We start from the raw sequence: 19,383 nt of genomic DNA, 5'->3' as shown, positions 1-19,383 counted from the left end.
GCCCTCGGCGAGCCTGTGGCCGAGCGGGCTCGCTGGCGCGGCGCTGGTGCTTGCCGCCGATATCGCCGTGCGCCTGCTGCCGACGCGGCCCGAACTGAAGCTCGGCGTTGTCACGGCACTGGTCGGCGCGCCGTTCCTGATCGGCCTCCTCTTCCATCATCGGGGGAGGGGCTGATGCGCCTCGGCGTGCAGGGGGGCGTGGTCCGCATCGGCGCGCGCACGATTCTCGACAACGTGACGTTGAGCGTCGGCGCGGGCGAGTTCGTCGGCCTCGTCGGTCCGAACGGGGCCGGTAAGACGACGCTGCTGCGCCTGCTCGCCGGCCTGATTGTGCCCAGTGCCGGCCGGGTCGTCCTCGACGGGCGTCCGCTCGGCACCGTCAGCCGTGACGAGCGCGCTCGCCGGGTCGCAGCCTTCTTCCACGGGGCCGGCATCGGCTGGCCGATGCGGGTGCGCGAGATCGTGGCGCTCGGCCGCCTGCCGCATCGCCGCGCTTTCGCCGGCGAGGATGCCGCTGATCAGGCTGCGATCGCGCGAGCGATGGCGCTGACGCAGATCGGCCACCTCGCCGACCGGGTCGAGCCGACGCTCTCGTCCGGCGAGCGCATGCGGGTGCTGCTCGCTCGTGCGCTCGCGGTCGAGGCGGAGATGCTGCTCGCCGACGAGCCGATCACCGCCCTCGACCCGGCTCACCAGCTCGACGCGATGGCGATGCTACGAACGGTCAGCCATGCCGGAGCTGGGGTGATCGCCGTGTTGCACGACCTGACCCTCGCCGCGCGGTTCTGCGACCGGCTCGTCGTCATGAGCGAAGGCCGTATCGTCGCCGACGCTCCGCCCGCCGCAGCGCTCGACGACGGTCTGCTGCATCGCGTGTTCGGCGTCGCCGCCCAGCGCGGAACCCATGCCGACGGTGGCGCATACATCCTACCCTGGGCCCGCTCGCAACAATCAACGGGAGAGACACGCCCATGACGATCGCCACCGCCAAGGAGATGGACGAGGTTCGCGCCGTCGAGGCGTTGCTAAGGCAGAGCCTTGCCGATCCCGACACCGCCTGGAGCGTCGGCAGCTTCGGCGCCATCGCCGAGTTCATGCGCGACCCGGACGAGCAGACGACCGAACTCGCTGATGGCCGGCTTGGCGCCTATACCTCCCGCGGCGCGGTGGCCTTCACACCGATACCGGGCCTGCGTCCGGTCGCCTACGAGACCGCGATCAACTCGGGCTGGAACCACGCCATCGCCCTCTGCCTGCCGGAGGCGGCGTGCGCCATGACGCGCCGCACGGTGGTCACGGAACTCGGCCCCGACAAGGACGCGGCGCGCGACGAGGACCGCGACGCGATCCTGTTCGATCTCGGCCTCGGCCTGCTCGCGGTCGACGCCTGCGTGCGCTCGGCCGACCCGGAGGTGATTGCCTGCCTGCGCGCCGGCACCGGCAAGCCGGTCTTCGACCACGCTAACCCGATCGGCCCGCGCCTCGTCGAATTCAGTCCCAACCGCGTCTTCGTCGGCCGTGCCGGCCGCGTCGAGGTATTTCAGCCGATCCCGCCCGCCGACGGCAAGAGTCCGGAGGGGCCGCATACCCACGTGATGCCGAAGCTGCTCAAGGGCGGCCGAACCCACGCCGCCACCACGCCGATCCCGGAAGGCTTCGTGCCCTTCGCCGCGATCCACCCGGCCCATCCCTACAAGGACGCGCTGGGCCAGCGCATCCCGTTCCTGCAGGAACGCGTCGACGCGTTCCAGGCCCTGCTCGACCGCTGGGGCGACCCGGAACTCGTCGCCGTGAAGCGCCGTGTCACCGAGGGGGGCGACCCGGACGCGATCGGTCCAGGCCGCCATATCCAGGCCGCCCGGCGCGTGGCCGAGAACCAGGCGCGCTATCGACGCGGCGAGGTGATGGAGATCGCAGCGGACGAAGAGGAGCCGGATGCGGGTTGAGAGACGGTTCCGAGTACGACGGCCCTGCCATCCCCCACGCCCCTCATGCTGAGGCGCTCGCGGAGCGAGCCTTCGAAGCACGGCTGACGGTCCTGCAGGCCCGTGCGACGTCGTCGGAAGTTCAGGCGGCGACCGGGACAGGCGGCCGCCGTGTTTCGAGGCCTGCTGCGCGTACACCTCAGCATGAGGATCGTGGTTTATGCCAGGTCCGTTGGATCCGAGATCGATGGTCATTGAAGGCAAAAATGGAGGCTCGGGTGCCATGACAGAGACCGGTTCCATCACCATCCGCCCGGCCAAGTCCTCCGATCGCGATGCCATTCCCGCCATACTCCATCCGATCGTCCGCGCCGGCGACACCTACGCGCTGCCGAGCACCTGGAGCGGCGAGGCGATCCTCGCCTACTGGATGGCACCGGCCCATCGCGTCCTGGTGGCGGAGATGGACGGCCATGCGCTCGGCACCTGCTACATCCGCCCGAACCAGCTCGGCGGGGGCGGCCATGTCGCCAATGCCGGCTACGCGACGCATCGGGATGCCGCCGGCCGGGGCATCGCCCGTGCGTTGGCGGAACGCTCGTTCGCCGTGGCGCGGGAGGCCGGCTTCACGGCGATGCAGTTCAACTTCGTGGTGGCGAGCAACACCCGCGCCGTCGTCCTGTGGCGCTCCCTCGACTTCGCCGAGGTCGGCCGGCTGCCGGAGGCGTTCCGTCATCCGAGCCTTGGACTCGTCGATGCCCTGGTGATGCACCGCAGGCTGTGAGCAGCAGACGTTTCGATAGGCTTGACTTCCGCGGGGCCGCGCGATGACAGCACAGGCGGAATAGCCAGCAGGGGTGCCGATGAGCTTCGTGGTCTGCCTCGCGGCTTTGTTCTTCCTGATGGCCGTCGCCTATCGCGGGTTTTCCGTCATCCTGTTCGCGCCGGTCGCGGCGATGGGCGCGGTGCTGGTCACGGACCCGTCGGCGGTGCCGACGATCTTCACCGGCCTGTTCATGGAGAAGATGGTCGGCTTCCTGAAGCTGTATTTCCCGCTGTTCCTGCTGGGCGCGGTCTTCGGAAAGCTGATCGAGATTTCCGGCTTCGCCCGCTCCATCGTCGGCGCGGTGACGGGCATGCTCGGGCAGGGCAGGGCGGTCGCGGCCATCGTGATCGTCGGCGCGATCCTGACCTATGGCGGCGTCTCGCTCTTCGTGGCGGTGTTCGCGGTCTATCCCTTCGCGGCCGAGCTGTTTCGCCGGAGCGACATCCCGAAGCGCCTGATCCCCGGCACCATCGCGCTCGGCGCCTTCACCTTCACGATGGACACGCTGCCGGGCACGCCGCAGATCCAGAACATCATCCCAACGAGCTTCTTCAAGACGGATTCGTACGCCGCGCCCTGGCTCGGGATCATCGGATCGATTTTCGTTTTCGCCCTCGGGGTGAGCTGGCTCGAGTTTCGCCGACGCCGGGCAGCGGCGGCTGGCGAAGGCTATGGCTCCGACCATGCCGAGGAGCCGGCGGCGAGCGCGGACACAGTCACCATCCACCCTGCGGTGGCGCTGCTGCCGCTGCTGATCGTCGGGGTCGGCAACAAGCTGCTGCTCGGATGGATCACCGCCGCCTACGGCGCCGAGGCCTCGGCCGCGCTCAATCCGGAGATGGCGACGCATCCGGTCACGGTGCAGGTGAAGACGGTGGCGGCGATCTGGGCCGTCGAAGGCGCGCTGATCCTCGGCATCCTGGCCACCGTGCTCCTCGGCTTCCGCAATCTCTCCGATCGCTTCGCGGCCGGTTCGAAAGCGGCGGTGGCCGGCTCGCTGCTCGCCGGCATGAACACGGCGACCGAGTACGGTTTCGGAGCGGTCATCGCCGCCCTGCCGGGCTTCAAGGTGATCTCGGACGCGCTCTCCGCGATCCCGAACCCGCTCGTCAACGAGGCCGTGACCGTCAACGTCCTCGCCGCTGTCACCGGTTCGGCATCCGGTGGTCTCTCGATCGCGCTGGGGGCGCTCGGCGACAGGTTCGTGCAGGCGGCGCAGGCCTCGGGGATCCCGCTGGAGGTAATGCACCGTGTCGCCTCCATGGCGAGCGGCGGCATGGACACACTGCCGCATAACGGCGCGGTGATCACCCTGCTCGCCGTGACCGGCCTGACCCACCGGCAATCCTACGGCGACATCTTCGCCATCACCGTCATCAAGACGTTGGCGGTGTTCTTCGTGATCGGGGTGTACTACGCGACAGGCCTCGTGTGAGGACGGGCCGGCGGCTCCTGAAGGGGCCGGACCCATCGCGAAGAACAAGGGTTGCCGCGCAGCGTGACGACGAAACGGCGCTTCCTGACCAACGAACCGAGCCATCGCAACGCCTACGACCTCTTCGAAGGACGCTGGGCGAGCGACTTGAGCGAGATCGATCCGAGCCTTCCGGCGACGGGTTTCCCCGGCTTCCGGCACGATTCCCGGCTGCGGCAGGCCGCCGAGCATCTCGGCCGGGACGGGCGGCTCGATGGCTACGACGTGCTCGAACTCGGCCCCCTGGAAGGTGCACACACCTATCAGTTGGAGGCGCTCGGGGCTCGCAGCATCACGGCGGTCGAATCGAACTCGGATGCGTTTCTCAAGTCGCTGATCGTGAAGAACATGGCGGGCTTGAACCGCTCGACCTTCCTCCTCGGCGACGTCAGCCGCTACCTCGATACGCCCGGCCCCCGCTACGACCTGATCGTCTGCTGCGGCATCCTCTACCACATGCTCGATCCGGTGGAGCTGATACGGCTGGCCGCCGCCCGCTCCGACCGGCTGTTCATCTGGACGCATTACTTTCTCGATCAGCCGAGACTGCCCGCCATGACGGTTCGCACCGTCACGCATGACGGCCTGACGGTGCGGCTGCACGAGCTGACCTATCGGCATCGCGCGCTCGGGAAATTCCTCGGCGGCAACCAGCCGAAAACGCGCTGGATGGAGCTGCCCGAAATTCTCGCGGCGCTGGCCCATTTCGGGCTCAGCGAGACCACGGTGATCCTCGACGACCCGAACGGGCCGAACGGTCCCGCCGTCACCCTCGCTGCGAGCCGCCCGGGCGCGGCGCCGCCTTCGGCTTGACCGCTCCGGCGCGGGCTCCCTACACACAGGGAGAGGGTCGGGCCCCGTCCCGGCAACAACGACGACGGACACGATGAACGCGCCGGTAAACCCGAAGAAACTCATCAAGGGCGGCCTGCACGACTGGGAGGTCGTGATCGGCATGGAGATCCATGCCCAGGTCACCAGCCGCTCGAAGCTCTTCTCCGGCGCCTCGACGGAATTCGGCGGCGAGCCCAACGACCACGTCTCGCTGGTCGACGCGGCCATGCCCGGCATGCTGCCGGTCATCAACGAGGAATGCGTCGCACAGGCCGTACGCACCGGCCTCGGCCTCAAGGCCAAAATCAACAACCGCTCGGTCTTCGACCGGAAGAACTATTTTTATCCGGATCTGCCGCAGGGCTACCAGATCTCGCAGTTCAAGGATCCGATCGTCGGCGAGGGCGAGGTGCTGGTGGACCTCGCCGACGGCTCGACGATCACGGTCGGCGTCGAGCGGCTGCACCTGGAGCAGGATGCCGGCAAGTCGCTGCACGACCAGAACCCGACCCAGAGCTTCGTTGACCTCAACCGCTCTGGCGTCGCCCTGATGGAGATCGTCTCGCGTCCCGATCTGCGCTCGTCGGAGGAGGCCCGCGCCTACGTGACCAAGCTGCGGACCATCCTGCGCTATCTCGGCACCTGCGACGGCGACATGGAGAAAGGCTCGCTCCGCGCCGACGTGAACGTCTCGGTGCGCAAGCCCGGCGACCCGCTCGGCACGCGCTGCGAGATCAAGAACGTCAACTCAATCCGTTTCATCGGCCAAGCCATCGAAGTCGAGGCCCGCCGCCAGATCGCGATCATCGAGGACGGCGGCACCATCGACCAGGAGACCCGCCTCTACGATCCGGGCAAGGGCGAGACCCGCTCGATGCGCTCGAAGGAAGAGGCACACGACTACCGCTATTTCCCCGATCCCGACCTGCTGCCGCTCGAATTCGACCAGGCCTATGTCGACGCCCTGGCCGAGGGCTTGCCGGAACTGCCGGACGCGAAGAAGGCGCGCTTCATCGCCGATTTCGGCCTGAGCGCCTACGATGCCGGCGTGCTCGTGGCCGAGCGCTCCTCGGCCGATTACTTCGAGGCCGTGGCCCGCGCTCGCGACGGCAAAGCGGCTGCCAATTGGGTGATCAACGAGCTGTTCGGCCGCCTCAACAAGGAAGGTCTCGGTATCGAGCAGACGCCGGTCTCTGCCGAGCAGCTTGGGCAGATCGTGGACCTGATCGGCGAAGGCGTGATCTCCGGCAAGATCGCCAAGGACCTGTTCGAGGTGATCTGGACCGAGGGCGGCAACCCGCGCGAGGTCGTCGAAGCTCGCGGCATGAAGCAGGTGACGGATACCGGCGCCATCGAGGCGGCGGTCGACGACATCATCGCCAAGAACCCCGACAAGGTTCAGCAGGCCAAGGAAAAGCCGACCCTGCTCGGCTGGTTCGTCGGCCAGACCATGAAGGCCACCGGCGGCAAAGCCAACCCGGCCTCGGTGAACGCGCTGCTGAAGGCGAAGCTGGGGATCGAGTAGGCGAGCGCACAGCAAAATACGCCCGCGCAGCCAAGCTGCCGGGACGTCAGACTTAACAAGCTTCGAAATACCCGCCGCGGACGAACCGCGGCGGAAACGGCTTGAGTTGGGGCTGATGCGTGTTCGAAGTCGTACCTGATTCAGGTCGCTTCTGCGCCCCTGGAGCCGCCTCCGTCCGGTGATCCGTCGTAACGAGCCGCTCGATCTCAGGCCGAACCGGTCCCGAGATTTTCTAGGCGGCGTTCCGCTGGGGTGGAGTCATGCCCGTCTCCTTCAGCCAGATCTCGCAACGACGACGACCATCATACCGTCGTCACTCCGAGATCTTGTGCCTCGATTGCGAAGCACCTGACGAGACTGCGGCTGTAACCGAAGTCCGTCAAGCCGAAAACGCACCCAAGCTTTTGCCTATTCGGATGAAACACTGCTTTCAAAAGCCACCTGCGTTTACCGACAGAGACTTACCGCGCTGCAGCGTCGGTGAAAAACATCATGAGCCACGAAGCGAGGCCGATGAGGGCATCAGCGTTCGAGGAGCTGGTTCTTCACGAGATATTTGATCCCACGGTCGAAGGACTCGTCGGTGTCGCCGCGCAGATCGACGCTGTAGGCCTTCTCCGGTCCGCCCGCCTTCAGGGGCTTGTAGTAGACGTTCATGTTCAGGATCAGGCTGGAGACCTTCTGCACTTCACCGACGAAGATCCCCTCGGCCCCGAGCGTCTTGCCGAAAGTGTCGGCACAGCCGCCGCAGGCCCGCAGATCCGCGGTCTTGGCGACGTCCTGCTTGACTGGGTCGGTGGAGACGAGGGTATAGCGCCCCGGATCCTTCAGGAGGGTCCGGAATTCTTCCGTGGTCCTCTGCAGCCGTACTTTGTCGTCCTCGGTGGGCGGCGTCGGCGCGCCCCTGGCGAACTGGAAATCGAAGACTGCGACCTTCTCGGGCTCGGCCTGCGCAGCTGTGGAGAGCGGCAGCATCGCTGCGATCACGGCGATGCGTTTCATCGGCGTCATGAGGATCCTCCATGCTTTTCGATGACGGACGTCTACGGTCCGTTCACGGGGCCAACGCGAGAGCCTCCCGTTCGATCATCCGAGACTCGTGAGATTGGCTCAAGGCCGGGAATGAGCGGTGCAGCGCGGCATTCCCGGTGACGAAACCGCCCGGATCTGCCAGCAGGCAGCCATGAACGCCGCTCGCGCCGCCATGGTCACGCCCGCCCACGCCCATTTCGCGTCGACCATTCCGCCGCGCTTCGCGCCGTTGCCGAGCGTCCCCGATGTCATCGTGATCGGCGCGGGCGCCGCCGGCATCGCGGCCGCACGATCCCTGGTCGAGGCCGGGTCGTCCGTCGCCGTCCTAGAGGCGCGCGACCGCGTCGGAGGTCGCGCCGTGACCACAAGCCTGCGCGGCCATCCGATCGATCTCGGCGCGCATTGGCTGCATGCCGGCCCGGTCAATCCGCTGGTCGCCCTCGGCCATGCGCGCGGCGAGCCACTTCGTAAGGCGGCGCAGGACAGTCATCTCATGGTCGGCAGGCGCCGGGCGCGGCCGGCCGAGAAGGCCGCCTTCTCCCGCGCCTTCGACATCGCCGACCGCGCGATGACGCTCGGCGCGTCGCGGTCGAACGAGGACCGGCCGGTCGGCTCGCTCGTTCCGGTGGGGCTCGGGCCTTGGCGGGACCGGATCGCGCTGGTCCACGCCCTCGTCTCCGGGCGCCCCCTCGACGAGGTCTCGCTGCACGATTGGCCGAGCCTCGAATACGGCGACAACTTTTTCGTGGGTGGCGGCTACGGCGCCTACCTCGCGCGGCTGGCTCAGGGATTGCCGATCGCGCTCGGCACGCCTGTCGGCCGCATCGACCGGTCGGGCACCGGCGTGAGCGTCGAGACCGAGGCCGGGGCGGTGCTGCGCGCCAAGGCCGTCGTCGTCACCCTTCCGATCATGGTGCTGCAGGAAAGCGTGCGCTTCACGCCGGCCCTCCCAGCCGAGATCCGCGCGTCGATCGACGGCTTCCGGTCCGGCACCTACGAACACGCCGTGCTGCACTGGCCCTCGATGCCGTTCCGGGGCCGCGACCGGCTCGCCAGCATCGTCGGCGGGCGGCATAAGCCACCGGGCTTGCTCACCCGGATCGACGGGACGCCGTTCCACTACTTCGAGATGGATGCCGGCACGGCGGAGGTGCTCGACGCCAAGGCGGAGTCCGCAGACGCCGCACGGCGCTTCGTGCGCACGGTCTTCGCCGAACATTTCGGCCACCGTGCGCTGCGAGACCTGCGCATACCGGCCGTCACCGAATGGCGGCACGATCCCTGGTCGCGCGGCTCCTGGGCCGTGGTGCCACCGGGCCACGCCGAGGCGCGAAACACGCTCAAGGCTTCGGTCGACGACAGGCTGTGGTTCGCGGGCGAGGCGCTGTCGCGCGAGCAATGGGGCACCGTCGGGGGCGCCTATGCCGAGGGCCTTCGTGCGGCCGGCGAGATCGTCGAACGGCTTGGGCTCAGTCGTGGTTGAGCCGCGCCGTATTGCCTCACCAGTGTCGCATGTCGGATCTAACCGGCCGGTCGGAATCGTGGCACGGGAGGGCGCATGAACTGGGTCGAGGCGATCGGCTATGCTGGCACCGTGCTCACCGTCGCCGCCTCGGCGATGAGCACGATGATCCCGTTGCGCATCGTGGCGCTCGTCGCGAGCTGTTTCGTGATCACCTACGGCGTGCTGATCGGCAGCATGCCGGTGGTGCTCACCGAGGCGATCCAGATCCCGTTCAACGCCTGGCGGCTCTACCAGATGGTCCGCCTCGTGCGCGACGTGGAGACGGCGGCCTCCGGCGATCTCTCCCTCGATTGGCTCAAGCCCTTCGGCACCACGCGTCGCTTCAAGGCGGGCGAGACGATTTTCCGCAAGGACGACGCGGCCGACGAGATGTTCACCATCGAGAGCGGCCGCTTCCACATCCCGGAACACGGTATCGAGCTCGGGGCCGGCAACGTGGTCGGCGAACTCGGCATGCTCTCGCCCGGCAACAGGCGCACCGGCTCGCTCGTCTGCGTCGAGGCCGGCCGTGCACTCTGCCTGCCGTATTCCGAGGTTAAGCAGCTCTACTATCAGAACCCGGAATTCGGGTTCTATTTCCTGAAGCTGACCAGCGAGCGGCTGTTCCAGCGCGCCGAAAACCCGCCTGCGGACTCGGCGGTGAAACCGCTGCCGGTCACGGCCGGTGTGCTTTGACGGCGCGGGTGCCGCTCAATCCGTCTGCCGCATGAAGCTGTCGGGCGTGCCGGTGCCGTCTGCGACGAAGCGGATGTCGCGCGGTGCCCGCCGGGGCGTGTCGACGGAGAGGAACACCATCGGCTCCTCGAGAATCTTCGGCACCGAGTGCACGACGCCGCGCTTGAACACCACGAGCTTGCCCGGCCCGACTTCCACCGGCTCATCGTCGCCGAACTTCATCAGGCAGCGGCCGGAAAGCGAGTAGAGATACTCGTCGCAGGTGGCGTGAGTGTGCGGCGGCGTCGGCTTGTAGACGCGGAAGACCCGGGCGCTGGCGGCCGCGTCGTCGGTGAAGCGGTGGTCGGCGACCATGGTGTCCGAGGTTTCGGGCAGCCGGCTGGCATATTCCGCCACGTCGAAGACGGCGTGGTCCACGCTCGACGCTTCACCCGACATCGTTTCGCTCCGCAAAAACTCGGTTTCCGATCGAACGCGCGACGGCAGCGCGCGTTCAGCGGCGCGTGCCCCAGCGCTTGCCCATGCCGCTCGCCGGCGCGGAACCCTGCCCGATGGCGGGACCGCTGGCCGTGCGCGGATGATGCGCCGAACCCTTTCCGGCGGGCTGCGGTGCGATCGAGTCCGGGATCGCCGCCTCGCTCTCGCTGCCGCGGCCGACGGCGAACTGGCCGGCCTTGCGGAAGCGCCAGAGATAGCCGGGCACCACGGCCTCGACTGCAGTCGGCACGATGCCGAACGCCGCGATGCTGCGGCCCTCGGCCTCGGCGGCATCCGAGACCACGTTGTCCGTCGCCAGCAGGATGACCTGGTCGCGGGTCAACTTGAGGAAATCGGGCATCAGGCCGAACGTCGCCGTGTTGACCAGCTCGAGCACCCGCGCCTGCAGGCGCGCCACCGGCCAGGGCATGTCGGCGACGATACGACGGCGCATGATCACTTCGAGCATATAATGGACGAAGTGCTCCAGGGTGCCGACCTCGGGGCCGCCGAGTTCGTAGACCCGGCCGCCCGCGACCTTGCCGTCGACCGCCTGGGCGATCGCCTCGGCGACATCGCCGACGAAGACCGGCTGGAACTTGGTCTGGCCGCCGGCGAGCGGCAGCACCGGCAGCATCGTGGCGAGCGTCGCGAAGCGGTTGAAGAAGCTGTCGCCGGGGCCGAAGAGCAGCGAGGGCCGGAAGATCACCGCGTCGGGCCGTGCCTTCAGCACCTCGGCCTCGCCGAGCGCCTTCGAGGCGGCATAGAGTGACTCGGAGGCCGGGTCGGCCCCGAGCGCGGACATGTGGACGACCCTGGCGCCGACCTCGGCTGCGGCGCGTGCGATCTCGCCCGCGCCCTCGGTCTGCAAATTCGAAAAGCTCTGGCTGCCGCTTTCCTGCAGGATGCCGACGAGGTTGATCACCACGTCCGCGTTCTCGACCGCCCGGCGGATCGAGGCCGGATAGCGAAGGTTCGCCTGCACGGCAACGATCTGGCCGACCCAGCCCAGCGGCTGCAGGAAGAGCGCGAGATCCGGCCGGCGCACCGCGACGCGGATGCGGTAGCCGCGCTTGGCGAGCGCCCGCACCACGTGGCGCCCGACGAAGCCGGAACCGCCGAACACGGTCACGAGCTGATCTTGCGGGCGGGTCGGAGGATCGATGCTCATCGCCGAACGAACCTGTCTCATGAAAGCGCGCTCCGCCGAGTTGGATAAAGGTTCGGCATGAGAGCGCGCGACAGAACAAAGACCTGTAGCCATGCCCGATGCAAGACGATCGGGTACGGCTTCGGCCGGCGTGACGTGACCCGAGGGCCATCATCCCGGCAGGTCGCTTCTTAGAACAGTTTCGGTTCAGCGGGGAGCGGGTTCCGCACGCGAAATCGCAGCCGGATCGCCGAAGCGCCCTTCGCGGACGAAGTGCAGCGCCTCGCGGATGACCCGGCGGTTCCACATCATCATCGGGTGCGTGGTGTGGAGAGTGATGTGGCCGCTCATGCCGGGCACGCGCGTTCGCGCCACCGTGACGCGCCCGTCATTCGGGCCCGGCAGCAGGAACAGGGACTCCAGCGGATAGAGGCTGCGGTCCGCGGCGATGATTCCGAGGGGATAATCGACCGTGCCGAGCAGCCGCGCCAAGCCCTCGCTGCGCCGCGTGACGAGTTGGGCGCCGGACGGTCCGAAGAAGCGGCGATAGGGGCGCAGGCGATGCAGGGCGTCGGCAACCTCGCTGCCGCCGTTCGGCGGCGCCAGCATCACCACGCGGCCGAGATTGCGCGGCCGATGCCGGGTGATCAGAGCGCGCGCCACAAGGCCGCCCATCGAGTGCGTCACCACGTGCAGCCGCGAGATCCGCGTCGTGAAAGTCTCGATTTCGGGGGACAGCATCCCGGCGATGACGCCGAGTGAGGCCTGCCGCGCCGGATAGTCGAGGTTGAGCGTGGCATAGCCCGCCGCGCGAAACGCCTGCTCGATCCGGCCCATCGACGCGGCGCGCCGTACCGTACCGTGCAGCAGGACGACGCCTTCCGGCGCAATCGTTTCGGATTCGGCGATCATTCACCCCTCGTTTCGGGGCAGGATACCGCGATGGCGCGCATCCGCCCATCGTTGCAGGCGAATGGACACGCGATGACGAAGGCCGAGGGGTTCGAGAAGGGCAGGGGCCTCGCCGGCTTCCTGATGCTCTTCGCGGCGCTCTACGGTGCCTACGGCGCGCTCTCGCCCTTCCTCCCGGCGTTCCTTTCCGAGCGCGGGCTCGCCCCGCAGGAGATCGCGGGTTTCTTGGCTGCCGCTACGGTCACGCGGCTGATCACCGGGCCGCTCGCCGGACGGCTCGCCGACCGGAGCGGCCGCACGCGGGGCCTGCTTGCGCTCGCCCTCGGCTGCGCCGCCGTCTGCAATCTCGCCCTGCTCGCCGGCCATGGATTTTGGCCGCTGATCGCCATCGGACTTGCCCAGGCCGTTGCCACCGCGCCCGTCGCACCACTCGCCGACGTGCTGGCGCTTGCGGCGGCACGCGGGGGCAGGGCGTTCGAATACGGCTGGGTCCGCGCCGCCGGCTCCGCCGCCTTCATCGCGGCCACGATTCTCGCGGGATTTTTGGTCGAGGCGTGGGGTAACGGGGCGGGATTGTGGGCCTGCGGTGCGGCTTTCGGGATCGCGGCATTCGCTGCAACGCGGGTCGGCGCACCATCCCACCCACACGCTCGTCCTGAAGCGTTGCAGACGAGCGGAAGCGTTGAAGGAGGGCTTCAGGGATCGCAGCGGCACCAGGAGCCCTCCGAGACTTGGCTGCGTTTCTCGGCTCAGGACACTTGCGCGGACGGGATTTTACAGGTGGACCCCGGGCCGCGCGGCTTCCTGGCGCTGGCGGCAACTCCCCGTTTCCGGCGCGTCGTAATCGTTGCCGCCCTGGTGATCGGTGCGCATGCCATGCACGACGCCTTCGGCGTCATCGTCTGGCGCGAAGCGGGAATATCCCCAGCGACGGCAGGCCTGCTCTGGTCGGAATCGGTCGCCGCCGAGATTCTGGTGTTTCTCTGGGCCGGGCCGCGGCTGCTCGCCCGGTTCGGTCCGCCTGGGACGCTTGCGCTTGCCGCGCTTGCGGGGGGCCTGCGCTGGGCCGTCCAGGGCACGACGTCATGGCTGCCGGCACTCGTCGGAATCCAGTGCCTGCATGGCCTGACCTTCGCGGCCCTTCACCTCGCCAGCCTCGCCCTGATCGAGGAGAGCGTGCCCGAACGGCTGCGTGCGACGGCGCTCACCGTCTATGGCACCTTCGGTCTCGGACTTGCCTCCGCGTTGTTGACACTCATCGCGGGCCAACTCTTCGTCACGGTCGGCATCCGGGCTTTCTGGGTGATGAGCGCGCTCAGCCTCGCCGCCGTGCCTCTGGCCTTATCGCTGCGCGTGAAGAATTGACGGCGCCGCACTGGCGGGGGAGAGCGGTGCCGGCTCTGGATCGACGGAGGTCCGGTACAAATATAGAACGATCTTGCGAGCCTGTGGTCCCGCAGCCCCCGATCCCATGCCCCAGACCGCCGACGTTCTGATCCCCTTGGCGCTCGACACCGCCTACAGCTACGCGGTGCCGGCCGGCCTCGTGCTGGCCGAAGGCGACGTCGTGCAGATTCCCCTCGGGCCGCGCGAGATCGCTGGCGTGGTCTGGGGTGTCGAGGAGCGGGCGTCGGGCGGCAGCAACCTGCGGCCGGTCACCGGCTTGATCGAGGCTCCGCCGCTGTCCGAACCGCTCCGGCGGCTCGTCGATTGGCTTGCGCGCTACACGCTGGCACCGAAGGGCTCGGCGCTCGCCATGGCGTTGCGCCTGCCCGACGAATCCGCCCGCACCGAGACCATGCGGGTCGGCGTCCGCTCCTCCGGCAAGCCGCCAGCCCGGCCGACGGCCGCGCGCGCGAAGGCGCTCGCCGTGGCCGCAGATGGGGTGGTCCGCGGCAAGAGCACGCTCGCGAAGGAAGCCGGAGTCTCGCTGAGCGTCGTCGACGGGCTGATCGACGACGGGGCGCTCGAAGCCGTGGCGCTGGTGCCGGAGCCGGTGGCGTTGCCGCCCGATCCGGATTTCTTGAGCACGGCGCATTTGTCGGAGGCGCAGGCCGAGGCGGCAAAGCAGTTGAACGCCGCGTTCGACGCTGGTCCCCCCTCTCCCCGCACGCAGGGAGAGAGCCGCGACGACATCGTTGTCGGCGCGCTAAGCCCGAAGGGCGAAGGTGAGGGGTCTTCCTCGGAGAAAACTCTTCCGGTCGCGCCTCCTCACCATCGCTCCGCTCGCCTCGCCCTCGACAAGGAGGGCTCGGCCCTCTCCCCGCGTGCGGGGAGAGGGGATGCTCACGATGCGTCGCGCACCATCCTCCTCGAAGGCGTCACCGGCTCCGGCAAGACGGAAGTCTATTTCGAGGCCGTCGCCGAATGCGTGCGCCGCGGCCGGCAGGCGCTGGTGCTGATGCCGGAGATCGCGCTGACGGCGCAGTTCCTCGATCGCTTTGCCGCGCGGTTCGGCGTGCGGCCAGCGACCTGGCATTCGGGCATCGGCGGCCGGCGCCGGGAGCGGTTGCGGGCCGGCGTTGCTGCGGGCGACGTTTCGGTGGTGGTCGGCGCGCGCTCGGCGCTGTTCCTGCCGTTCCGGCAGCTCGGCCTCATCGTCGTCGATGAGGAGCATGAGAGCGCCTACAAGCAGGAGGACGGCGTCCACTATCACGCCCGCGACATGGCGGTGGTGCGGGGCAAGCTCGAAGGCTGCCCCGTGGTGCTGGCCTCGGCGACCCCCTCGATCGAGACCCGGGTGAACGCCCAGCGCGGGCGCTACGGCCGCATCGTGCTGCCCGAGCGCTTCGGCGGCCGGCGGCTGCCCGACATCACCGCCATCGACATGCGCCTCGACAAGCCGGAACGGGGGCGCTTCCTCGCGCCGCCGATGGTGGCGGCGGTGAAGAAAGCCGTGGCCGACGGCGAGCAGGCGCTGCTGTTCCTCAACCGTCGCGGCTACGCGCCACTGACGCTCTGCAGCGCCTGCGGACATCGCTACCAGTGCCGCAACTGCTCGACCTGGCTCGTGGAGCACCGCTTCCGCAAGGCGCTGGTCTGTCACCATTGCGGCTACACCGAGCGCAAGCCCGAGGCCTGCGTCGAATGCGGCGCCTTCGACCACCTGACCCCCTGCGGCCCCGGCGTGGAGCGCATCGCCGAGGAGGCGGCTGAACTGTTTCCTGACAAGCGCATCATCGTGCTGTCGAGCGACTTTCCGGGCGGCACCGAGCGGTTGAGGCAGGAGCTGGAGGCGGTCGCTGCCGGCGAATGCGACATCGTCATCGGCACGCAGCTCGTCGCCAAGGGCCACAACTTCCCGCACCTGACGCTGGTCGGCGTGCTCGATGCCGATATCGGCCTGACTTCGGGCGATCCGCGCGCGGCCGAGCGAACGTTTCAGCTCCTGCAGCAGGTGACGGGTCGGGCCGGGCGCGGCGAGCGGCCGGGCCGGGCGCTGGTCCAGACCTTCCAGCCCGACCATCCGGTCATCGCGGCCCTGCTCTCGGGTGACGCCGAACGCTTCTACGAGGAGGAAATCGCGCAACGTGAGAATGCCGGGCTGCCGCCGTTCGGCCGGCTCGCTGCGCTGATCGTGTCCGCTGCCGAGCGCGAGGTCGCAGAGGCGCACGGGCAGGCCATGGCGCGGGTGGCCGACCCGCCGGCCGGGATCATGGTGCTCGGTCCGGCCGAGGCGCCGTTGGCCCTGATCCGCGGGCGCTACCGATTCCGGCTGCTCGTAAAAACCGATCGGGCCATCGACATCCAGAGCTATCTGCGCGATTGGCTTGGGCGGAGCCCGAAGCCCCGCGGCAACGTCAAGGTTGCAATCGACGTGGATCCGCAGAGCTTCCTGTAGCGGATGGCAGCGTTTCTGCGTGCAGAGGCCGCCTCACATCGCAAGGAGCGCTAAGACCGTGCTGACCTACGAAAGAAAGCCCAAATCCGACTACGGCGAGATCGTCGTCGACGGGAAGATCAGTGACGAGGAGATGAACTCCGCCATCGAGAAGATGAAGGCCGACCTGGAAAAGGGCGGCAAGCTCAAGCTTCTCGAAGACATCCGCGCCTTCGAAGGCATGGAGCCGGCGGCATTCTTCAAGGATCCGCGCTTCGGCATCTCGATGATGAAGGGCGTCAGCCATGTCGCGCTCGTCACCGACGCGCAGTGGTTGAAGGTGGTGGCCGAGACCTTCAGCTTCGTCTCGCCGACGCAGATCAAGGTCTTCGATCGCGCCAGGATCGACGAGGCGCGCACCTGGCTCTCGGCGTCCTGATCCATCACTTCGACGAGCCGGGTCCCGGCTCGTCAACCCGAAGGATCAATCGGCCAGCGCGGTGCGCGTGGTCTGGCGGCGCGCCGTCCAGCGGCCGGAGCAGAGCGAGGACACCTTCCAGGTGCCGGAGCCGCTCTGGATCTGCAACCGGCCCGAGGCTGAGCCGTTCGCCGCGCTCGTTGCGACGTTGAGGCCGACGGCGCCGTCCCGGCCGACACGCCCGGTCACCGTGGTGCTGCCGCTCGCGGCCCGCGCCATCGGGCGAACCTGCCCGTCCTGCACGGAGAGCGAGTAGCTGTAGCGCGCATCGCAGAGCGCGCCGCTTTCCGTCACCAGCTCCACCGACCAGTTGCCGTCGTAATTCGCCCCGTCGCGTGCTCCCGCCGGGATGGCCATGTGCGAGGTCAGGCCGGCAGCGAGGGCGAACGTGAGGGCGAGCTTCGACATGCGTCATCCATCCGAGAGGTCGGGGGACCCGAAGCAGCGGCCTGCTTCGAACCGGGGAGTATTGAGATGGGCCGAGTATGCGCAGTGAAGCGGCGAGAATGTGACCTGAAGAAGCTCTACCATAGGATCGCGGTCAATAACGGCCAAGTTTCATCCGCTCGTCTTCACAGCCAAAAACGTTTTCCCTAAGCTCCTGTCTCTGTTCTGAATTGCGTTTAAAAATTCGAATCATTCGTATTTGAACGATCTAAGTTTTCAATCCCGCCAAATACTCCAAAATTTACAAACGCTCGGGCGTCACGTTCGAGCGCGCCTTCTCGGACCCACTCGGCCATCGGCAAAAAAAACCCGCGCCAACCGAGGTTGGGCGGGTGAGACAAGGTCTCGCGTTCCTCGGAGGAGGACGCATGATGTGAACGGCTCGGCTCGCGATATTAATCCGGGCTTCGGCTTGCCAGCGCGCGGGCGAGGGCCACGAAGCCCTCGACGGAGATTTCCTCCGCACGCGCCGTCTCCGGCAGACCCGTCGACGCGAGGAGCCGGCCCGAGTCGGGCGTGGCGGCCTTCAGGCTCTGGCGCAGCATCTTGCGGCGCTGGCCGAAGGCGGCGCGGGTGATCGTTTCCAGCGACTTGATCGAACAGGACAGGGGCTCGGGCCGCGGCACGATCGAGACCACGCTCGACGTCACCTTCGGCGGCGGCACGAAGGCCGAGGCCGCAACGTCGAACAGGATCTCGGCCTCGGCGCGCCAGCCGCAGAGCACGCCGAGGCGCCCGTAATTGGCACGGTCGCCGGTGTCGGCGACGATGCGTTCGGCGACCTCCCGCTGGAACATTAGCACGGCGCGGTCCCACCAGGGCGGCCATACCGCGTCCGTGAGCCAGCCGGTGAGGAGCGTCGTGCCGACGTTGTAGGGCAGGTTCGCGACGATCCGCGCCGGTCCGTCCCCGATCCACGGACGCGGGTCGAAGCCGACGGCATCGGCGTCGATCACCTCCAACCGCCCCGGATAATGGGCGGCGATCTCGGCGAGCGCCGGCAGGGCGCGCGGATCGCGCTCGATCGCGACGACCTTCCCGGCGCCCTCCGCCAGCAACGCCCGGGTCAGGCCGCCGGGGCCGGGCCCGACCTCGACAACGGTGACGCCGTCGAGCGGTCCGGCGGCCCGCGCGATGCGGCCGGTCAGGTTGAGGTCGAACAGGAAGTTCTGGCCGAGCGATTTCTTGGGCTCGAGCCCGTGTCGCTTCACAACCTCGCGAAGCGGCGGAAGGCCGTCCGATGCAAGCTCGCTCATGACCGGTTCGCCAGGCGGTGGGCGAGGCGGAGCGCCGCGATCAAGCTGTCGGGCCGGGCGATGCCCTGGCCGGCGATGTCGAACGCGGTGCCGTGGTCCGGCGAGGTCCGGATGAAGGGCAGGCCGAGGGTAACGTTGACGCCGTCGTCGAAGGCGATCGTCTTGATCGGGATCAGGGCTTGATCGTGGGTCGGCGTCAGCGCGACGTCGTAGGTGGCTCGCGCGCGCTCGTGGAACAGCGTGTCGGCCGGCAACGGCCCGCGGATATCGATGCCCTCGGAGCGCAGCCTCGCGACCGCGGGAGCGAGCACGTCGCGATCCTCGCTGCCCATGGTGCCGGCCTCACCCGCATGCGGGTTCAGGCCGGCCAGGACGAGGCGCGGATTCGCGAGGCCGAAGCGCTCCCTCAGGCCGGCGGCGACGATCCGCGCGGTGCGCTCGACGAGATCCTGGGTGAGCAGGTCCGGCACGCGGCGCAAAGCCACGTGGATCGTGATCGGCACCACGGCGAGGCTCTCGCTCCAGAGCATCATCACCGGAAGCGGCGCCACGCCTCCGGGGCCGGCGGCCAGCGCCGCCAGGAATTCGGTGTGGCCGGGATGGGCGAAGCCGACCTGCGTCAGGACGAACTTGGCGATCGGGTTGGTGACGACGGCCGAGGCGCGGCCGGACCGCACCAGATCGACCGCCGCCGTGATCGATTCGATGATCGCGCCCGCATTGGCCGGGCTTGGCGCGCCGGGCGTCGCGGCGACCCGTGCGCCGCTCGGCAGCGGCCAGACCGGCAAGGCTTTCGGAAAGACCTCGACGGCCGATTCCGGTTCGACCTCGGCGACCGGCACGAACAGTCCGAGCCGGTTCGCCGTGGCCTCCAGGAATTCCGGGTCGCCGATCATCAGGAAGGGCGGCACGCCCCGCGCGATGCGCGCGCGCCATGCGGCGAGGGCGATTTCGGGGCCGATCCCGGCCGGATCGCCGAGGGTGAGCGCCAGCGGTGTGTCGTCGGTCATGATCCGGCGACGCCTAC

General features: G+C 68.4%; 19 protein-coding genes. 12 read left to right on the top strand and 7 right to left on the bottom strand.

The window, feature by feature from the left end:
- From FV217_RS23325 to gatB, 7 genes are all read left to right on the top strand, one after another.
- Window positions 1-175, top strand: a 175-nt coding sequence (locus FV217_RS23325) for an iron chelate uptake ABC transporter family permease subunit (RefSeq protein WP_147815114.1), incomplete at its 5' end; no start/stop codon positions are given.
- Window positions 175-975 carry an ABC transporter ATP-binding protein gene (locus tag FV217_RS05605; RefSeq protein ID WP_147815112.1) on the top strand — a complete coding sequence of 267 codons (801 nt, stop codon included), beginning with the start codon at window positions 175-177 and terminating at the stop codon, window positions 973-975. The genes FV217_RS23325 and FV217_RS05605, both read left to right, overlap by 1 nt.
- The gene (locus tag FV217_RS05600; RefSeq protein ID WP_238230659.1) at window positions 972-1,946 is read left to right on the top strand and encodes a hypothetical protein; all 975 of its coding nucleotides are present in this window, start codon (window positions 972-974) and stop codon (window positions 1,944-1,946) included. Before FV217_RS05605 ends, FV217_RS05600 begins: the two co-directional genes overlap by 4 nt.
- Window positions 1,947-2,208: 262 nt before the next feature.
- A complete protein-coding gene (locus FV217_RS05595) occupies window positions 2,209-2,709 on the top strand; it encodes a GNAT family N-acetyltransferase (RefSeq protein WP_147815110.1) in 501 nt (166 codons plus the stop codon).
- 79 nt (window positions 2,710-2,788) lie between these two features.
- On the top strand, window positions 2,789-4,186 hold the full coding sequence (locus tag FV217_RS05590; protein WP_147815108.1) for a GntP family permease: 1,398 nt from the start codon (window positions 2,789-2,791) through the stop codon (window positions 4,184-4,186).
- A gap of 63 nt (window positions 4,187-4,249) precedes the next feature.
- Window positions 4,250-5,038, top strand: a complete 789-nt coding sequence (locus FV217_RS05585; protein WP_147815154.1) for a class I SAM-dependent methyltransferase — start codon at window positions 4,250-4,252, stop codon at window positions 5,036-5,038.
- A gap of 73 nt (window positions 5,039-5,111) precedes the next feature.
- Window positions 5,112-6,584 carry an Asp-tRNA(Asn)/Glu-tRNA(Gln) amidotransferase subunit GatB gene (gene gatB, locus FV217_RS05580; protein WP_147815106.1) on the top strand — a complete coding sequence of 491 codons (1,473 nt, stop codon included), beginning with the start codon at window positions 5,112-5,114 and terminating at the stop codon, window positions 6,582-6,584.
- A gap of 522 nt (window positions 6,585-7,106) precedes the next feature.
- On the opposite strand, the gene FV217_RS05575 is transcribed toward gatB, so the two are convergent.
- On the bottom strand, window positions 7,107-7,595 hold the full coding sequence (locus tag FV217_RS05575; RefSeq protein ID WP_246682720.1) for a DUF3280 domain-containing protein: 489 nt from the start codon (window positions 7,593-7,595) through the stop codon (window positions 7,107-7,109).
- A 193-nt stretch (window positions 7,596-7,788) separates the two neighbouring features.
- On the opposite strand from FV217_RS05575, the gene FV217_RS05570 reads away from it, so the two are divergent.
- Together FV217_RS05570 and FV217_RS05565 are read left to right on the top strand one after the other, a co-directional pair.
- Window positions 7,789-9,099 (top strand): NAD(P)/FAD-dependent oxidoreductase, encoded by a 1,311-nt coding sequence (locus FV217_RS05570; RefSeq protein ID WP_147815150.1) that lies wholly within the window; start codon window positions 7,789-7,791, stop codon window positions 9,097-9,099.
- Between the two features lie 75 nt (window positions 9,100-9,174).
- Complete coding sequence (locus tag FV217_RS05565) at window positions 9,175-9,816, top strand: cyclic nucleotide-binding domain-containing protein (RefSeq protein ID WP_147815104.1); 642 nt, start codon at window positions 9,175-9,177, stop codon at window positions 9,814-9,816.
- 15 nt (window positions 9,817-9,831) lie between these two features.
- Here FV217_RS05565 and FV217_RS05560 read toward each other — a convergent pair whose 3' ends face one another.
- The 3 genes from FV217_RS05560 to FV217_RS05550 all read right to left on the bottom strand — a co-directional run bounded on the left by FV217_RS05560 (window position 9,832) and on the right by FV217_RS05550 (window position 12,355).
- Entirely contained in the window at window positions 9,832-10,254 is a 423-nt protein-coding gene (locus tag FV217_RS05560; RefSeq protein ID WP_147815103.1) for a cupin domain-containing protein, read from the bottom strand.
- 55 nt (window positions 10,255-10,309) lie between these two features.
- Complete coding sequence (locus FV217_RS05555) at window positions 10,310-11,485, bottom strand: complex I NDUFA9 subunit family protein (protein ID WP_238230654.1); 1,176 nt, start codon at window positions 11,483-11,485, stop codon at window positions 10,310-10,312.
- Between the two features lie 165 nt (window positions 11,486-11,650).
- Window positions 11,651-12,355: an alpha/beta fold hydrolase gene (locus FV217_RS05550; protein WP_147815101.1), complete on the bottom strand. Its 705-nt coding sequence runs from the start codon at window positions 12,353-12,355 to the stop codon at window positions 11,651-11,653.
- Between the two features lie 72 nt (window positions 12,356-12,427).
- Here FV217_RS05550 and FV217_RS05545 point away from each other — a divergent pair, with 72 nt between their 5' ends.
- From FV217_RS05545 to FV217_RS05535, 3 genes are all read left to right on the top strand, one after another.
- Window positions 12,428-13,720 carry an MFS transporter gene (locus FV217_RS05545; RefSeq protein WP_147815146.1) on the top strand — a complete coding sequence of 431 codons (1,293 nt, stop codon included), beginning with the start codon at window positions 12,428-12,430 and terminating at the stop codon, window positions 13,718-13,720.
- A gap of 106 nt (window positions 13,721-13,826) precedes the next feature.
- The gene (locus tag FV217_RS05540) at window positions 13,827-16,196 is read left to right on the top strand and encodes a primosomal protein N' (protein ID WP_147815099.1); all 2,370 of its coding nucleotides are present in this window, start codon (window positions 13,827-13,829) and stop codon (window positions 16,194-16,196) included.
- A gap of 58 nt (window positions 16,197-16,254) precedes the next feature.
- The gene (locus FV217_RS05535; protein ID WP_147815097.1) at window positions 16,255-16,614 is read left to right on the top strand and encodes an STAS/SEC14 domain-containing protein; all 360 of its coding nucleotides are present in this window, start codon (window positions 16,255-16,257) and stop codon (window positions 16,612-16,614) included.
- 45 nt (window positions 16,615-16,659) lie between these two features.
- On the opposite strand, the gene FV217_RS05530 is transcribed toward FV217_RS05535, so the two are convergent.
- The 3 genes from FV217_RS05530 to pdxA all read right to left on the bottom strand — a co-directional run bounded on the left by FV217_RS05530 (window position 16,660) and on the right by pdxA (window position 19,369).
- Window positions 16,660-17,061 (bottom strand): hypothetical protein, encoded by a 402-nt coding sequence (locus FV217_RS05530; RefSeq protein ID WP_147815095.1) that lies wholly within the window; start codon window positions 17,059-17,061, stop codon window positions 16,660-16,662.
- Window positions 17,062-17,495: 434 nt separating this feature from the next.
- Window positions 17,496-18,356: a 16S rRNA (adenine(1518)-N(6)/adenine(1519)-N(6))-dimethyltransferase RsmA gene (rsmA, locus tag FV217_RS05525; protein WP_147815093.1), complete on the bottom strand. Its 861-nt coding sequence runs from the start codon at window positions 18,354-18,356 to the stop codon at window positions 17,496-17,498.
- Complete coding sequence (gene pdxA / locus FV217_RS05520; RefSeq protein WP_147815091.1) at window positions 18,353-19,369, bottom strand: 4-hydroxythreonine-4-phosphate dehydrogenase PdxA; 1,017 nt, start codon at window positions 19,367-19,369, stop codon at window positions 18,353-18,355. The genes rsmA and pdxA overlap by 4 nt, the downstream gene beginning before the upstream one ends.
- Window positions 19,370-19,383: the final 14 nt, after the last annotated feature.

It is taken from the genome of Methylobacterium sp. WL9 (assembly GCF_008040035.1).
Lineage (GTDB): Bacteria > Pseudomonadota > Alphaproteobacteria > Rhizobiales > Beijerinckiaceae > Methylobacterium > Methylobacterium thuringiense.
The sequence above is the reverse complement of the archived record's forward strand: the minus strand, read 5'-3'. Positions and strand labels throughout refer to the sequence as shown.

Excerpts from the sequence above, each read along its gene's own strand:
- FV217_RS05570 (WP_147815150.1), top strand. The coding sequence starts at position 7,789 with ATGGTCACGCCCGCCCACGCCCATTTCGCGTCGACCATTCCGCCGCGC.
- FV217_RS05565 (WP_147815104.1), top strand. The coding sequence starts at position 9,175 with ATGAACTGGGTCGAGGCGATCGGCTATGCTGGCACCGTGCTCACCGTC.
- FV217_RS05540 (WP_147815099.1), top strand. The coding sequence starts at position 13,827 with ATGCCCCAGACCGCCGACGTTCTGATCCCCTTGGCGCTCGACACCGCC.
- gatB (WP_147815106.1), top strand. The coding sequence starts at position 5,112 with ATGAACGCGCCGGTAAACCCGAAGAAACTCATCAAGGGCGGCCTGCAC.
- FV217_RS05560 (WP_147815103.1), bottom strand. The coding sequence starts at position 10,254 with ATGTCGGGTGAAGCGTCGAGCGTGGACCACGCCGTCTTCGACGTGGCG.
- FV217_RS05595 (WP_147815110.1), top strand. The coding sequence starts at position 2,209 with ATGACAGAGACCGGTTCCATCACCATCCGCCCGGCCAAGTCCTCCGAT.
- FV217_RS05550 (WP_147815101.1), bottom strand. The coding sequence starts at position 12,355 with ATGATCGCCGAATCCGAAACGATTGCGCCGGAAGGCGTCGTCCTGCTG.
- FV217_RS05600 (WP_238230659.1), top strand. The coding sequence starts at position 972 with ATGACGATCGCCACCGCCAAGGAGATGGACGAGGTTCGCGCCGTCGAG.
- rsmA (WP_147815093.1), bottom strand. The coding sequence starts at position 18,356 with ATGAGCGAGCTTGCATCGGACGGCCTTCCGCCGCTTCGCGAGGTTGTG.
- FV217_RS05605 (WP_147815112.1), top strand. The coding sequence starts at position 175 with ATGCGCCTCGGCGTGCAGGGGGGCGTGGTCCGCATCGGCGCGCGCACG.
- FV217_RS05575 (WP_246682720.1), bottom strand. The coding sequence starts at position 7,595 with ATGACGCCGATGAAACGCATCGCCGTGATCGCAGCGATGCTGCCGCTC.
- FV217_RS05555 (WP_238230654.1), bottom strand. The coding sequence starts at position 11,485 with ATGAGACAGGTTCGTTCGGCGATGAGCATCGATCCTCCGACCCGCCCG.
- FV217_RS05590 (WP_147815108.1), top strand. The coding sequence starts at position 2,789 with ATGAGCTTCGTGGTCTGCCTCGCGGCTTTGTTCTTCCTGATGGCCGTC.
- FV217_RS05530 (WP_147815095.1), bottom strand. The coding sequence starts at position 17,061 with ATGTCGAAGCTCGCCCTCACGTTCGCCCTCGCTGCCGGCCTGACCTCG.
- FV217_RS05545 (WP_147815146.1), top strand. The coding sequence starts at position 12,428 with ATGACGAAGGCCGAGGGGTTCGAGAAGGGCAGGGGCCTCGCCGGCTTC.